This is a genomic window from Actinosynnema sp. NPDC023587, assembly GCF_040640215.1.
GTDB lineage: Bacteria > Actinomycetota > Actinomycetes > Mycobacteriales > Pseudonocardiaceae > Actinosynnema.
On record NZ_JBFABG010000006.1, the window covers coordinates 1 to 14,882 of the forward strand.

Here is a 14,882-nt window from a genome sequence, read left to right on the forward strand (position 1 = left end):
CCCCGCCCCCGCCCGCTGGGGGGGCCCGGGGGGCCGCCCGTGGCCGGGGGGCGGGGGGTGGAGACCCCCGTGCGGCGGTCCCCGGTGTGGCCCGGCGCTGACCGGTCAGCGCCGGGCAGCGCCGGGCAACACCGGTCAGGCCGCCTGGCGCGCGACCTCCATGACGTAGCGGCCGTAGTCGGAGTTGACCATCCGCTCGCCCAGCGCATAGCAGTCGTCCGCGCCGATGAAACCCATCCGCAGCGCCACTTCCTCCAGGCACGCCACCCGCACGCCCTGCCGGTGCTCCAGCACCTGCACGTACTGGCTGGCCTCCAGCAGCGACTCGTGGGTCCCGGCGTCCAGCCAGGTGAAGCCCCGGCCGAGGGTGACCATGCGGGCCTTGCCGTTCTTCAGGTACACGTTGTTGACGTCGGTGATCTCCAGTTCGCCGCGCGCGGAGGGCACCACGTCGCGGGCCACCTCCAGCACGTCGGAGTCGTAGAAGTACAGGCCGGTGATGGCGTGGTTGGAGCGCGGTCGCTCGGGCTTCTCCTCGATGGCCACCAGGCGGCCCCGCTCGTCGACCTCGCCCACGCCGTAGCGCTCGGGGTCGGCGACCGGGTGGCTGAACAGCGTGCAGCCCACCAGTTCCGCGCGCCCGCGCCGCAGCACCTCGCCGAAGCCCGCGCCGTGGAAGATGTTGTCCCCCAGCACGAGGGCGGTCTCGTGCCCGGCGATGTGGTCCGCGCCGACCAGGAACGCGTCGGCGATACCGCGTGGTTCGGTCTGCACGGCGTAGGACAGGTCGAGCCCGAGTTGCGCGCCGTCGCCGAGCAGGGCCCGCAGCGCGGGCAGCGCGGTGGGCGTGGAGATCACCAGGATCTCCCGGATGCCCGCGAGCATCAGGACGGACAGCGGGTAGTAGACCAGCGGCTTGTCGTAGACCGGCAGCAGTTGTTTCGACGTCGCGAAAGTCGCCGGGTACATGCGGGTTCCGCTCCCGCCGGCGAGCACGATCCCCTTCACGTCACACCATCCGTTCGGCAGGCTGGAATCGGTTGTGCGTCGGACCATAAGTCGGCGCGGGAACACCTCTCACCCCTAGCCCGGCGTGCGGGCGGGGGTGGTCCGGGGTCCGGCGCAAGGGGTTGGCCGGCCCCCCGGGGCGTGGTTGGCTCCTCGTCGGACGCCGGCCGGTATTCGTTGCGGGCACGGCAGATGCGGAGGAACCCATGCGCGTCTTGTTCGCGACCTACTCGGAGAAGACCCACTTCCACGCGATGGTCCCGTTGGCGTGGGCGTTGCGCACCGCCGGCCACGACGTGCGCGTCGCGAGCCAGCCCGCGCTCGTGGACGTGATCACCTCCACCGGCCTGACGGCGGTGCCCGTCGGCCAGGACCACAACCTGTGGAACGCCTCCCGCCGGTTCCTCACCCAGCGGTTCGCCGAGGTCAACCCCGAGGCGTACAAGAAGATCCGGGGCGTCGAGCTGCCGCCGTTCGACGTGGCCGAGCTGCCGACCGACCAGGTCTCCTGGGACTACCTCAAGGACGGCTACGACAAGGTCGTGCCGTCCTGGTACCGGATGATCAACGACCCGATGGTCGAGGACCTGGTGGCGTTCGCCCGCGCCTGGCGGCCGGACCTGGTGATCTGGGAGCCGGCCACCTACGCCGGGCCGATCGCCGCCGCCGCGTCCGGCGCGGTGCACGCGCGGCTGCCGTGGTCGCTGGACATCTTCGGCCGGACCCGGGAGCACTTCCTGCGGCTCAAGCACCGGCGGGGCTCGACCGAGGACGCGCTGGCGGACTGGCTGGGCGCGCACGCGGAGAAGTTCGGCGTCGAGTTCGCCGAGGAGCTCACCACCGGGCAGTTCACCATCGACCAGTTCCCCGACTCGCTGCGCATGGAGGCGGACGGCCTGCGGTACGTGCCCATGCGGTACGTGCCCTACAACGGTGACGCGGTCGTGCCGAAGTGGTTGTGGGACAAGCCCGCGAAGCCCCGGGTGTGCCTCACCCTCGGGGTGTGCGCCACCGAGCGGTTCGGCGGCTACCCGGTGGGCGTGCAGGGCATCCTGGACGCGCTGGCCGGCCTGGACGTCGAGATCGTGGCCACCGTCGCCGAGGACGAGCAGCGCAAGCTGACCTCGGTGCCGGACAACACGAAGCTGGTGTCCTTCGTCCCGCTGCACGCGCTGGTGCCGTCCTGCTCGGCGGTCATCCACCACGCCGGGTTCGGCACCGCCAACACCACCGCGCTGCACGGCGTGCCGCAGCTCGCGATGCCCGAGCAGCACGACGCGCCCCCGCTGGCCCGCCGCACGGCGGCGCAGGGCGCGGGCCTGACGATCTACTACAGCGAGGTCACCGGCGAGAAGGTCCGGGCGGGCCTGGTCCGGCTGCTGGAGGAGGACTCCTTCACGGAGAGCGCGGGGCGGCTGCGGGAGGAGATCCTCGCGCTGCCCTCGCCCAACGACGTCGTGCCCGAGCTCGAACGGCTCACCGCGCGGCTGTCCGGACGCTAGGAGGCGCAGCGGATGAAGGTCATCGTGGCCGGTGGCGGCATCGGCGGTCTGGCCGCCGCGTTGAGCCTGCACGCCGCCGGCATCACCGACGTGCTGGTGCTGGAGGCGGTGCCGGAGCCGGCACCGCTGGGCGTGGGCATCAACCTGCTGCCGCACGCGGTGCGGGAGCTCACCGAGCTGGGCCTGGTGGACCGGGTGGCCGCGATCGGCGTGGAGACCGCCGAGCTGAGCTACTTCACCCGGTTCGGGCAGCGGATCTGGACCGAGCCCCGGGGCCTGGCGGTCGGCTACCGCTGGCCGCAGTACTCGGTGCACCGCGGCCGGTTGCAGATGTTGCTGCTCGCGGCCGTGCGGGAGCGGCTCGGGCCGGGCGCGGTGCGCACCGGCGCGCGGGTCACCGGCTTCACCCAGACCGCCGGCGGGGTCGTGGTCGCCGCCGGCGGCGCGGAGCTGCGCTGCGACGTGCTGGTCGGGGCGGACGGCATCAACGCCGCGACCAGGGCGCTGCTCGCCCCCGACGAGGGCCCGCCGCGCTGGAACGGCCTGGTGCTGTGGCGCGGCACCACCACGATGAAGCCCTACCTCACCGGGCGGTCGATGATCATGGCCGGCGACGGCGTGGAGAAGTTCGTCGCCTACCCGATCTCGGGCCCGGACGATCGCGGCGACGTGCTGGTCAACTGGATCGCCGAGCGCCCGGTCGACCGGGCCGGCGCGCGCGGCGACTGGAACCGCCGGGTCGACGTGGCCGACGTCCTGGCGCACTTCGGCGACTGGGCGTTCGACTGGCTGGACGTGGCGGGGACGATCCGCGCCGCGCACGCGGCCTTCGAGTACCCGATGGTGGACCGCGACCCGCTGCCGCGCTGGCGGGACGGCCGGGTCACGCTGCTCGGCGACGCCGCGCACGCGATGTACCCGATCGGCTCGAACGGCGCGTCGCAGGCCGTCCTGGACGCGCGGGTGCTCGCGCACGCCCTGGCCACCCACGGGGACGTCGAGGAGGCGCTGGACGCCTACGAGGACGCGCGCCGGCCGCCGACCACGGCGATCCTGGAGGCCAACCGGCGGCTGGGGCCGGAGATCGTGATCAAGCTCGCGCACGACCGGGCACCCGGCGGTTTCGACGACGTGGACCGGGTGCTGCCGATGGCCGAGCGGGCGGCCATCGCGCTGCGCTACAAGCAGACCGCCGGGTTCGCGCCGGAGCTGCTCAACGAGCGGGCGAGCTACAGCGTGCTGCCGGTGCCGTGAGCCCCTACTTCGGTAGGGGGCGGGCCGACTCGGGTAGCACCGCCCGCGCCGGACCGGGTACCGAAGTCGACCGACCGGACACCGACGACGGATCACGCCGAACGCCGCGCCGGCTAGCGTGGGGACCATGAAAAGCGGAGTCGAACTCGTCGGTGTGCTGCTCGTCGTCAACGGCCTGGCCGGCATCGTCCACGAGCTCTTCGGGTGGTTCGGGCTGTGGACGATCGTGACCCACCTGTCCTTCCTCGACGGTTACGAGATCTTCGCGAACATCGGCCTGGCCGTCGTCGGGGCCATCGTCGTCGCGTTCGCGTCCATGAAGTTGAGCTCCGCCGGACGTTGACCAGCCGTCCCCGCGGTCGGCGTCCCCGGTACCCCACGGAGGAAGTCGCTGCCGCCATGCCGGTGCACCCAGAACACCCGGTGGACCCGGAAGACGAGGCCGGGCGCGGGCGCGCCCTCATCACCGCGCGCCTGCGCTCCCTCGTGGACGATGCCGCCGCGCTGGGCATCTCCCCCCTGGACCTGGTCGTGTCCCTCATCCTCCCCGACGCCCACCCGCCCGGCCCCGACACCGGTGCGACCGACCGCCGCGGCCCCGGGAAGCGCTGACGGCGCAACACCTTCCACCCGTGCGGCGGCCGGCGGTACGGTCGGGCCGCGACCTCGACGCCCGGCGCGCTCCCCCGGACCGCGCCGGCGGAATTCGAGGACGTCGAACCGGCCCCGGTCGCCCGCTCGGGCGGCCGGCCCGGGTCCCGCGCCGAACCGACGTGGTCGCCCATCGGCGCGCCGACCACCGGCGCGCCCTGTCGGAGAACGAGGTGACATCGTGATCATCTGCGGCCTGAAGCTGACGCACGACGGAGCGGTGGCCGTCCTGCACGACGACAAGCTGGTGTTCAGCGTCGAGGTGGAGAAGCTGCGCAACAACCCCCGCTACAGCCAGGTCGAGGACCTGGCCGTGGTGCCGGAGCTGTTGCGCGACTTCGGCTACTCGGTGTCCGATGTGGACCACTGGGTGATCGACGGCTGGGACGGCACCAAGTCCGGCACGGCGCGGGTGGCCGACCACGGCGAGCCGCTGGAGATCACCGTCGCCCCGTACCGGGAGAACGAGGTCGTCACCGACCTGCTGAAACCCGGTCACACCGGGGAGTTCCGGATCGCCGGGCAGGCGCTGCCCTACACCAGCTACGTGCACGTCGCCGGGCACCTGGCCGGCGCCTACTGCTCCAGCGGGTTCGCGGTGCGCGACGAGCCCGCGTTCGTGCTGGTGTGGGACGGCGGCCTGTTCCCCCGGCTGTACTGGGTGGACCCGGCCACCGGGGTCCGCAACGGCGGCGAGCTCTTCCCGGTGATCGGCCACACCTACGCGACCGCCGCGCACCACTTCGGACCGTTCCGCCGGGGCGACGACGCCGCCACCGTGGACGACTTGTCCGTGGCGGGCAAGCTGATGGCCTACATCGCCCTGGGCGAGGCGCGCCCGGAGGTGGTCGCCGTCCTCGCCGAGCTGTTCGCCGAGCACTTCGAGGACGACACCCCGCGCGTGGTGGCCTACCGGCAGACCATCGGCGGCTGGGGCAGCAACGCCGAGCCGTCGCTGGGCTACCTGCACGACTTCTTCCGCGACGTCCGCGCCCGCACCGACGGGCTGGGGGTCCCCGACGAGGACGTCCTGGCGTCGGTGCACGAGTTCCTGGGCGGGCTGCTGGTCGACCGGGTCGCCGCGAAGGCGCGGGAGATGTCGGTCGGCGACGGCCCGTGGAACCTGTGCTTCGTCGGCGGCTGCGCGCTGAACATCAAGTGGAACAGCGCGTTGCGCGCCCGGCCGGAGTTCCGCTCGGTGTGGGTGCCGCCGTTCCCCAACGACTCCGGCTCGGCGATCGGCGCGGCGTGCGCCCACCTCACCGCCGAGGACGGGCTCAAGGCCATCGCCTGGCACGCCCGCAGCGGTCCCGCGCTGCTGCCCACCGAGGTCGTGCCGGAGGGGTGGTCGGCCGAACCGTGCCCGCCGGCCCGGCTGGCCCGCGTGCTGCACGAGACCGGCGACCCGGTGGTGGTGCTGGGCGGGCGTGCCGAGCTGGGCCCGCGCGCCCTGGGCGGGCGCAGCATCCTGGCCCCCGCGCACGACCCGGCGATGAAGGACCGGCTCAACGCGGTGAAGAAGCGCGAGTCCTACCGCCCGGTCGCGCCGATCTGCCTCACCGAGTTCGCCCCGGACGTCTTCGACCCGGGCACCCCGGACCCGCACATGCTCTTCGAGCACGTCGTCCGGCCGGGGTGGGTGGACCGGGTTCCGGCCGTGCTGCACCTGGACGGCACGGCGCGCCTCCAGACCGTGAGCACCTCCGACGACCCGGTGCTGGAAGCGGTGCTGCGCGAGTACCACCGGCTCAGCGGGATTCCGGTGCTGTGCAACACCAGCGCGAACCTCAACGGTTCCGGGTTCTTCCCGGACGCGGGGTCCGCGATGCGCTGGGGAGGCGTCGACCTGGTGTGGGAAGAGGGCACGTTGTACCGCCGGAACGCGTAGACGGACGAACGGAGAGGTCGAGAAGATGAGCACCACGCCCGTGTTGCCCACCCCCGACGAGGTCGGCGCTTTCTACGACCAGGTCAACCACCTGCTGCAACGCTTCCTCGGCGGCAGCATGCACTACGGCTACTGGCACGGCCCCGACGACGACAGCGGGTTCCGGGAGGCCTCCGAGCGGTTCACCTCGATCATGGTGGACAAGCTCCGGGTCGGCCCCGGTGACCTGGTGCTCGACGTCGGCTGCGGCACCGGCGGCCCGGCCACCCAGCTCGCCAGGACCACCGGCGCGCGGGTGGTCGGGATCTCGATCAGCGCGAAGGACGTCGAGCTGGCCACCGCGCGGGCCGCCGCGGAAGGGGTCTCCGACCTCGTCCGCTTCCAGCGGGCCAACGCGCTGGACCTGCCATTCGACGCCGGTGCGTTCGACGCGGCGCTGGCGTTCGAGTCGATCGTGCACATCCCGGACCGGGTCGCGGCGCTGCGGCAGATCGCCCGGGTGCTCAAGCCCGGTGCCCGGCTCGCGCTCACCGATGCGTTCCAGCGGGGCCCGGAGATGACCCAGGCCGACCGGTTCGGCCTGATGAAGGTGCTGGCCGCGTGGCGGGCCGCGCCCCTGGTCGGGTTCGACGACTACCTGGACTTCGCCCGGGAGGCGGGCTTCGAGACCGAGGAGCTCTCCGACGTCAGCGCGAACACCAAGCCCACCAACGCGAAGGTGTTCGAGGCGATCTTCGACTACGTGCGGGAGCACGACGACGCGCCGGCCGGGCTGGTCGAGATCGTGGACTCGGTGCCGCACTTCGGCGGGGAGCTGCCGGTCGGCGAGGACGACGAGGAGCACGAGGGTGTGCTGGTGTTCGTCGGCACCCGCCGGGCCGGCTGAGCGCGGCGGGGCGGCCGGTCGCGGCCGGGCGGCGAGCGCTAGCGTCGGGTCATGAGCGCGTCCACGCCGCCGCCGGCCGCGACCCCGGCCCGGTGGCGCGACCGGTGGTTCCCGCCGCCGGACCCGGCCGTCCGCGCGCCGCGCACCACCCGGGACTGGGTGGTCGACACGGCGTGCTTCCTGCTCGCGTCGGCGTTCGGGCTGATCACCGCGCGGGAGCTGCGCACGCAGCCGGAGCTGCCCGACCCGCTGGTGGTCGTGGACCAGGTGATCGGCGCGGCCGGGTGCGCGGCGCTGTGGCTGCGCCGGCGGTGGCCGGTCGCGCTGGCGCTGGCGCTGGTGGCGTTGTCGACGTTCTCGATGCTGGTGCAGGGCGCGGCGGCGGTGGCGCTGTTCGCCGTGGCCGTGCACCGGTCGCTGCCGGTGGTCGCCGCCGTGGGCGGGGTCAGCCTGCTGCTGTCCCCGATCTACTCGGCGCTGCGGCCCGACCCCGGCCTGACCTACCGCGAGATGCTGATCTACAGCGCCCTGGTCTACCTCGCGGTCACCGGGTGGGGCGTGTCGGTGCGCGCGCGCCGGCACCTGGTCGAGTCGCTGCGCGAGCGGGCGGCCCAGGCCGAGGTCGAGGCGCAGCGGCGGATCGAGCGCGCGGAGCGGCTCGAACGCGACCGGATCGCCCGCGAGGTGCACGACGTGCTGGCGCACCGACTGTCGCTGCTGAGCCTCTACGCGGGCGCGCTGGAGTACCGCTCGGATATGACACCCGCCGAGGTGGCGCGGGCGGCGGCGGTGATCCGGGACAGCAGCCACAAGGCGTTGCAGGACGTGCGCGAGGTGATCGGGGTGCTGCGCGCCCCGGTCGGGTACCAGGTCGACCCGGGCGACCGGCCGACGCCGACCCTCGCGGGGCTGCCCGACCTGGTGGAGGAGTCCCGCCGGGCGGGCGTCGAGGTCGAGGTGCGGGACGTGATCGGCGAGCTGGACGCGGTGCCGGACGCGGTGGGCCGCACCGCGTACCGGGTCGTGCAGGAGGGGCTGACCAACGCGCGCAAGCACGCCGCCGGCCTGCCGGTGGCCGTGCGGCTGTCCGGCGCGCCGGGGGTAGGGCTGGAGGTGGAGGTGCGCAACCCGATCCCGCAGGGGACCGCCGCGCCGGAGGTGCCCGGTGGGCGGCAGGGCCTGGTGGGGCTCGCCGAGCGGGCCGCGCTGGCCGGCGGCCGGCTGGAGCACGGGCCGGCCGGCGGTGATCACCGGTTGTGGGCCTGGTTACCGTGGGAGGCATGACTGCGATCCGGCTGCTGCTGGCCGACGACGACGCGCTGGTGCGCGCGGGCCTGGTGCTGATGCTGGGCGGCACACCGGACATCGAGGTGGTCGGCGAGGCCGCCGACGGCACCGAGGTGGTGCCGCTGGTGGAGCGCCACCGTCCGGACGTGGTGCTGATGGACATCCGGATGCCCCGCATGGACGGGCTGACCGCCACCGAGCAGTTGCGCCGGCGGCCGGACCCGCCCGAGGTGGTGGTGCTGACGACGTTCAACACCGACGACCACCTGCTGCGGGCGCTGCGCGTCGGCGCGGCCGGGTTCCTGCTCAAGGACACCCCGCCCGCCGAGATCATCGCGGCGGTGCGGCGGGTGGCGGCGGGCGACCCGATCCTGTCCCCGGTGGTGATCCGGCAGTTGATCGCCCGCGTGGTCGACGAGGAGGCCGACGCCCGGCGCACGGCCGGGCGCGACCGGCTCGCCGCGCTCAGCGGGCGCGAGCTGGACGTGGCGATGGCGGTCGCCCGGGGGTGGTCGAACTCGGAGATCGCGAAGGAGCTGCACCTGGGCGTGCCGACCGTCAAGGCGCACGTCTCGCGCATCCTGGCGAAGCTGTCGTTGAACAACCGGGTGCAGATCGCGTTGCTGGCCAGGGACGCGGGTGTGACTTCCTGACGGCCCCGCTGGTGGGAACTTCACCAGTCTTGACACCCCTGACGGGAATCGGCAACGATCACAGGCGCTTCGAGTCACGGGCCGCCGGACGAGTCCTGCCCCCGTCGCGGTCACGGCGCGCCCCCATGGACACCGATCGATGTGGAGTCGCTTTCATGCCCCGTGTGCCAGAAGAGGACGACAACACCTCACGGGTAATCCCCACCCAGGTCTCGCGTGACCGCGCGATGCCGCACCGCACCGCGTTGACCAGGCGCACCTCGCTGCTCCTGCCGCCCAGCCTGCCGATCACCGAGTGGGGCCGCATCGGCAAGCAGATCTTCGCCATCTCCGATTCGTCGTGCTGGTGGCTGGGCGACTGGCTCATCTACGGACAGGCGCAGTACCCGGACCGCTACAAGCGGGCCACCGAGGAGACCTCGCTGGACTACCAGACCCTGCGCAACTACGCGTGGGTGGCGCGCAAGTTCGGCGTCGACCGCCGGCGCAGCGCGTTGAGCTTCCAGCACCACGCCGAGGTCGCCGGGCTCGACCAGGAGCAGCAGGACCGCTGGCTGGACCTGGCGGTGGCGGGCGAGTGGTCGCGCACCCGGCTGCGCCGCGAGGTGCGGGCCGGCCGGACCCCGGCGCGCGACGCCGTCGCGGCGGGTGCCGAGCAGGCGCTCAAGCTGCGGATGAGCGTGCCCGTGGAGCGCAGGCAGCGCTGGCAGGACGCCGCCGCGGTGTCCGGCCAGGACCTCCTGTCGTGGATTCTGGACATGCTCGACGAGGCCGCCTCGGAGCGGTCTGCGACACCCGGGCGCGCCGGCCTGCCGCACGCCTGGTGACCCCGGATGTCCCGCCGGCGGGACACCCGCACCACGTCGGGACAAAGGGCGCGGCACCCTCGTTGTCTTTTCCACTCGGGCCGGGGGACGATCGAACAACCCTGCCCGCAGGCCCCACCGCGGATACGGCAGCGCTCATCCGACAGCGCCTCTCCAGGTCTGACGAAATCGGGGGTGACAACCGACGTGCAGCACACCGCGCTCGGCCGAACGGCTCTCCACGTGGGACGTCTGTGTCTGGGCACCTTGAACTTCGGGGTCCGCACGTCCAAAGCGGACAGCTTCCGCATGATGGACGAGGCGGTGCACCGGGGCGTGAACCTCTTCGACACCGCCAACCACTACGGGTGGCAGATCCACAAAGGACTCAGCGAGGAGATCATCGGCGAGTGGTTCGCCACCGGGGCGGGCCGCCGCGACGACGTGGTGCTGGCGACCAAGGTCTACAATCCGATGACCGACTGGCCCAACGACAGCGGGCTGTCCGCGCGGCACATCATCGCGTCGTGCGAGCAGTCGTTGCGCCGGCTGCGCACCGACTGGATCGACCTGTTCCAGATGCACCACGTCGACCGGGCCGCGCCCTGGGACGAGGTCTGGCAGGCGATGGAGGTGCTCGTCGCGCAGGGCAAGGTCCGCTACGTCGGGTCGTCCAACTTCGCGGGCTGGCACCTGGCCGAGGCGCAGGAGACCGCCGACGCCCGCCACTTCCTGGGCATCGCCTCCGAGCAGTGCATCTACAACCTGATCACCCGGCACGCCGAGAGCGACCTGATCCCCGCCGCGCGGGCCTACGGGATCGGCGTGCTCACCTGGTCGCCGCTGCACGGCGGGCTGCTCGGCGGCGCGCTGCGCAAGCTGGACGAGGGCACGGCCGTGAAGACCGCGCAGGGCCGGGCGATGGCCGCGCTGGAGACCCACCGCGACACCATCGCCGAGTACGAGAAGGTCTGCGGCAACGCCGGTCTCGACCCGGCCGAGGTCGCGATGCGCTGGACGCTGTCCCAGCCGGGCATCGACGGGATAGTGACCGGACCGCGCACCATGACGCACTTCGAAGGCTCGCTGCGGGCGCTGGAACTGGAGCTGGACGACGACCTGCTGGCCGAGTTGGAGCGCCTGTTTCCCGCGCCGCCGACCGGCTGAGCCGGCTTCGGGCCCCGGCGGGTCGCCGACGGCGTCGACCCGTCCTCAGCGGCCCCACGCGCAGGTGGCGGCCACTGCCGCACGTGCCGCCGACGAAATCCCACGGCCACAACCCCGTACGGCGAAGGACTCCGCAGCCCGGCGGCGAACGCGCACCGAACAGTCCACAATGGACTAAACTCACCGGGTGTCGAGCACTTTCACACCGCGCAACCACTTCAGCTCGCCCAGCAGGGCCGAGGTGACGGCGACCGGGTAGTCGTCCACCGCGAGCGTGGTGCGCCGCATCCCGTGGCACAGCACGATCCGCACCGGGGACGTGCCCCGGTGCGCCCGCAACACCGTGCGCAGCTCGACCACGACCTCCTGGTCGACCTCCGCAGCAGTCATCTCCAGCACCAGCGGCGGCTCGTCGGGCCCGGCGGCGCTCACGTCCAGCACGGTGAGCTCGGTGCCGAACACCGACAGCTTGTCCTCGCGCCAGTTCACCCGCCCCCGCACCACGACCGCGACGTCCTCCACCAGGTCCACGCCCAACTCCCGGTAGCTCCGGGCGAAGAACAGCACCTCGATCGACGCGTCGAGGTCCTCCACCACGGCGATCGCCCAGGGCTCGCCCCGCTTGTCCACCCGGCGCTCCAGCGCGGACACCATGCCGGCGATGACCACCTCGCCCTCCTTCGGCGGGTTGGCCAGCAGCGCCCCGAGCGACCTGGGCGCGTGCGCGCGCAGGAGGCGGTCCGCGCCGTCGAGGGGGTGCGCGGACACGTAGAGGCCCAGCATCTCACGCTCCAGCGCCAGCAACCGCCCTCGGGGCCATTCTTCGACGCCCAGCCGTAGGTGGGCCAGCGGCGAGGACTCGTCCGGGGTGTCGTCCCCGCCGCCGAACAGGTCGAACTGGCCCAGGGCCCGCTGCCGCTTGAGCCCGATCACCGCGTCCACCGCTTCCTCGTGGACGTCGGCCAAGGCCCGCCGGGGGTGGCCGAACGAGTCGAACGCACCGGCCTTGACCAGCGACTCGACCGTGCGCTTGTTGCAGCACACCAGTTCCACCTTGTCCAGGAAGTCCGCGAACGACGCGTACTCCCCCTTCTCCGCCCGGGTCCGGATGACCGACTCCACCACGTTCGCGCCGACGTTGCGGACCGCGCCCAGGCCGAAGCGGATGTCGTCGCCCACCGCGGCGAAGCGCAACGAGGACTCGTTGACGTCCGGCGGCAGCACCCTGATGCCCAACCGCCGGCACTCGGACAGGTAGACCGCCGACTTGTCCTTGTTGTCCGACACCGAGGTCAGCAGCGCGGCCATGTACTCGGCCGGGTAGTTCGCCTTCAGGTAGGCCGTCCAGTAGCCGACCAGCGCGTAGCCGGCCGCGTGGGACTTGTTGAACGCGTACCCGGCGAACGGGAGCACGGTGTCCCACAGTGCCCGTACCGCCTCGTCGGAGAAGCCGTTGGCGCGCATCCCGGCGTGGAAGCCCTCGTACTCCTTCTCCAGCACCTCCTTCTTCTTCTTGCCCATGGCACGCCGCAGCACGTCCGCCCGCCCCATGGAGAAGCCCGCGACGCGCTGGGCGATCTGCATGATCTGCTCCTGGTAGACCACCAGGCCGTGGGTCTCGGCGAGGATGTCGTGCAACGGCTCGGCGAGCTCCCGGTGGATCGGCTCGACCTGTTGGCGGCCGTTCTTGCGGTCGGCGTAGTTGTTGTGCGTGTTCATCGCCATCGGGCCGGGCCGGTACAGGGCGTTGACCGCCACGATGTCCCCGAAACCGGTGGGGCGCATGCGGCGCAGCAGGTCGCGCATCGCGCCGCCGTCGAGCTGGAACACGCCCAGGCTGTCACCCCGGGCCAGCAGGTCGTAGGTGGCGGGGTCGTCGGTGCCCAACGAGTCCAGGTCGACGGTCCCGCCCCGGTTGGCCTCGACGTTGTCGATGGCGTCGCCGATGACGGTCAGGTTGCGCAGGCCCAGGAAGTCCATCTTGAGCAGGCCGATGGCCTCGCACGACGGGTAGTCCCACCCGGTGATCACGGCACCGTCGTCCCTGCGCCACAACGGGATCACGTCGACCAGCGGTTCGGCGGACATGATGACCGCGCACGCGTGCACGCCCGCGTTGCGGATCAGGCCCTCCAGTCCGCGCGCGGTGTCGAAGATCGTGGCGACGTCCGGGTCGGCGTCCAGCAGGGCCCGGACCTCGGCCGCCTCCGGGTAGCGCCGGTGGGTCGGGTCCACGATGCCGGACAGCGGGATGTCCTGGGCCGCCACCGGCGGCGGCAGGGCCTTGGAGATCCGGTCCGCGATCGCGTAACCCGACTGTCCGAAGTGTACTCGCGCGGCGTCCTTGAGGGCGGCCTTGGTCTTGATCCGGCCGAACGTGATCACCCGCGCGACCCGGTCCGCGCCGTACTTCTCGGTGGCGTAGCGGACCATCTCGCCGCGCCGCCGGTCGTCGAAGTCCATGTCGATGTCGGGCATGGAGACGCGCTCGGGGTTGAGGAAGCGCTCGAACAGCAGGCCGTGGTGGATCGGGTCCAGGTTGGTGATGCCCATCGCGTACGCGACCAGCGAACCGGCCGCCGAGCCGCGCCCCGGGCCGACCCGGATGCCCACCGCGCGGGCGTGGTCCATCAGGTCGGCGGTGATCAGGAAGTACGCCGGGAAACCCTTGCGCACGATGACGTCCATCTCGTACTCGGCGCGGCGCGCGTGCTCCTCGGGCACGCCGCCGGGCAACCGCCGCGCCAGGCCCAGCCCGACCTGCTCCCGGAACCACGAGTTCACGTCGTGGCCGTCGGGGGCCGGGAGGACTGGCATCCGGTCGCGGTGCTCCCACACCTCGTCGTAGGGCTCGACGCGTCCGGCGACGAGCAGCGTGTTGTCCGCCGCGCCGGGCACCTGCACGTCCCAATAGGCGCGCATCTCCTCGGCGGACTTGAGGTGGTAGCCGTCGCCGTCGAACTTGAACCTGGCCGGGTCGCCGAGGGTCTTGCCCGACTGCACGCACAACAGCGCGGCGTGCGACTGGGCCTGCTCCCGGCGCACGTAGTGGGAGTCGTTGGTGGCCAACGGGGGCAGCCCGAGCTTCCCGCCGATCTCCAGCAGCCCGTCCCGGACCACCTGCTCGACGACCAGCCCGTGGTCCATCAGCTCCAGGAAGAAGTTGCCCGCGCCGAAGATGTCGCGGTAGTCGGCGGCAGCCCGCAACGCCTCCTCGGGCTGGCCCAGGCGCAGTCGCGTCTGCACTTCGCCGGACGGGCAGCCGGTGGTGGCGATGACGCCCCCGGCGTGCGCGGCGAGCAGCTCGCGGTCCATGCGCGGCTTGCGGTAGTAGCCCTCGATGCCGGCCAGCGACGAGAGCGTGAACAGGTTGCGCAAACCGGTCGCGTTGGCCGCGAGCATGGTCATGTGGGTGTACGCGCCGCCGCCCGCCACGTCGTCGCCGTGCTGCCGACCCGACCGGCCCCAGAACACCGGCTTCTTGTGGAACCGGCTCGCGGGCGCGAGGTAGGCCTCGATGCCGATGACCGGGGTGATCCCCGCTGTCCGCGCGGCGCGGTAGAACTCGTCCGCGCCGTACATGTTGCCGTGGTCGGTCATGCCCACCGCGGTCATCCCCAGGCGGTCCGCCTCGGCGAACAGCGGACCGACTTTGGCCGCACCGTCGAGCATCGAGTACTCGGTGTGCACGTGCAGGTGGACGAACGAGGACAACCGCGCGCTCCCAACGAATCGTGGACGCGGCCATTCGACCGACCCGCGCGGGAGAGCGTCAAACAA

12 protein-coding genes are annotated in these 14,882 nt (G+C 72.4%); 10 read left to right on the plus strand and 2 right to left on the minus strand.

All coding sequences use genetic code 11. The features are described from left to right. Positions 1 to 135 precede the first annotated feature (135 nt). Positions 136 to 1,008 carry a glucose-1-phosphate thymidylyltransferase RfbA gene (gene rfbA / locus AB0G01_RS17670; RefSeq protein WP_360946529.1) on the minus strand — a complete coding sequence of 291 codons (873 nt, stop codon included), beginning with the start codon at positions 1,006 to 1,008 and terminating at the stop codon, positions 136 to 138. Positions 1,009 to 1,214: 206 nt separating this feature from the next. Between rfbA and AB0G01_RS17675 the strand changes: the two genes are divergently transcribed. The 10 genes from AB0G01_RS17675 to AB0G01_RS17720 all read left to right on the plus strand — a co-directional run bounded on the left by AB0G01_RS17675 (position 1,215) and on the right by AB0G01_RS17720 (position 11,102). Continuing rightward, positions 1,215 to 2,510: an activator-dependent family glycosyltransferase gene (locus AB0G01_RS17675; protein ID WP_360946532.1), complete on the plus strand. Its 1,296-nt coding sequence runs from the start codon at positions 1,215 to 1,217 to the stop codon at positions 2,508 to 2,510. 12 nt (positions 2,511 to 2,522) lie between these two features. Then, positions 2,523 to 3,764, plus strand: a complete 1,242-nt coding sequence (locus tag AB0G01_RS17680) for a flavin-dependent oxidoreductase (protein WP_360946535.1) — start codon at positions 2,523 to 2,525, stop codon at positions 3,762 to 3,764. Positions 3,765 to 3,891: 127 nt separating this feature from the next. Further along, positions 3,892 to 4,107, plus strand: a complete 216-nt coding sequence (locus AB0G01_RS17685) for a hypothetical protein (protein WP_360946538.1) — start codon at positions 3,892 to 3,894, stop codon at positions 4,105 to 4,107. 56 nt (positions 4,108 to 4,163) lie between these two features. Further along, positions 4,164 to 4,376, plus strand: a complete 213-nt coding sequence (locus AB0G01_RS17690; RefSeq protein WP_360946541.1) for a hypothetical protein — start codon at positions 4,164 to 4,166, stop codon at positions 4,374 to 4,376. A gap of 220 nt (positions 4,377 to 4,596) precedes the next feature. Next, the gene (locus tag AB0G01_RS17695; protein WP_360946544.1) at positions 4,597 to 6,303 is read left to right on the plus strand and encodes a carbamoyltransferase N-terminal domain-containing protein; all 1,707 of its coding nucleotides are present in this window, start codon (positions 4,597 to 4,599) and stop codon (positions 6,301 to 6,303) included. 25 nt (positions 6,304 to 6,328) lie between these two features. Then, positions 6,329 to 7,189, plus strand: a complete 861-nt coding sequence (locus AB0G01_RS17700) for a methyltransferase domain-containing protein (protein WP_360946547.1) — start codon at positions 6,329 to 6,331, stop codon at positions 7,187 to 7,189. Between the two features lie 51 nt (positions 7,190 to 7,240). Next, a complete protein-coding gene (locus AB0G01_RS17705) occupies positions 7,241 to 8,473 on the plus strand; it encodes a histidine kinase (RefSeq protein ID WP_360946550.1) in 1,233 nt (410 codons plus the stop codon). Then, positions 8,470 to 9,129: a response regulator transcription factor gene (locus AB0G01_RS17710; protein ID WP_360946553.1), complete on the plus strand. Its 660-nt coding sequence runs from the start codon at positions 8,470 to 8,472 to the stop codon at positions 9,127 to 9,129. Before AB0G01_RS17705 ends, AB0G01_RS17710 begins: the two co-directional genes overlap by 4 nt. A 155-nt stretch (positions 9,130 to 9,284) precedes the next feature. Next, on the plus strand, positions 9,285 to 9,956 hold the full coding sequence (locus tag AB0G01_RS17715) for an LmbU family transcriptional regulator (RefSeq protein ID WP_360946556.1): 672 nt from the start codon (positions 9,285 to 9,287) through the stop codon (positions 9,954 to 9,956). Positions 9,957 to 10,178: 222 nt separating this feature from the next. Next, the gene (locus AB0G01_RS17720; RefSeq protein ID WP_360946559.1) at positions 10,179 to 11,102 is read left to right on the plus strand and encodes an aldo/keto reductase; all 924 of its coding nucleotides are present in this window, start codon (positions 10,179 to 10,181) and stop codon (positions 11,100 to 11,102) included. A gap of 180 nt (positions 11,103 to 11,282) precedes the next feature. Here AB0G01_RS17720 and dnaE read toward each other — a convergent pair whose 3' ends face one another. Beyond that, positions 11,283 to 14,816, minus strand: a complete 3,534-nt coding sequence (dnaE, locus tag AB0G01_RS17725) for a DNA polymerase III subunit alpha (RefSeq protein ID WP_360946562.1) — start codon at positions 14,814 to 14,816, stop codon at positions 11,283 to 11,285. Between the last annotated feature and the right edge of the window lie 66 nt (positions 14,817 to 14,882).

Coding starts and splice junctions, on each gene's coding strand:
- AB0G01_RS17715 (WP_360946556.1), top strand. CDS start 9,285: ATGCCCCGTGTGCCAGAAGAGGACGACAACACCTCACGGGTAATCCCC.
- AB0G01_RS17690 (WP_360946541.1), top strand. CDS start 4,164: ATGCCGGTGCACCCAGAACACCCGGTGGACCCGGAAGACGAGGCCGGG.
- AB0G01_RS17680 (WP_360946535.1), top strand. CDS start 2,523: ATGAAGGTCATCGTGGCCGGTGGCGGCATCGGCGGTCTGGCCGCCGCG.
- AB0G01_RS17710 (WP_360946553.1), top strand. CDS start 8,470: ATGACTGCGATCCGGCTGCTGCTGGCCGACGACGACGCGCTGGTGCGC.
- AB0G01_RS17705 (WP_360946550.1), top strand. CDS start 7,241: ATGAGCGCGTCCACGCCGCCGCCGGCCGCGACCCCGGCCCGGTGGCGC.
- AB0G01_RS17685 (WP_360946538.1), top strand. CDS start 3,892: ATGAAAAGCGGAGTCGAACTCGTCGGTGTGCTGCTCGTCGTCAACGGC.
- AB0G01_RS17675 (WP_360946532.1), top strand. CDS start 1,215: ATGCGCGTCTTGTTCGCGACCTACTCGGAGAAGACCCACTTCCACGCG.
- AB0G01_RS17700 (WP_360946547.1), top strand. CDS start 6,329: ATGAGCACCACGCCCGTGTTGCCCACCCCCGACGAGGTCGGCGCTTTC.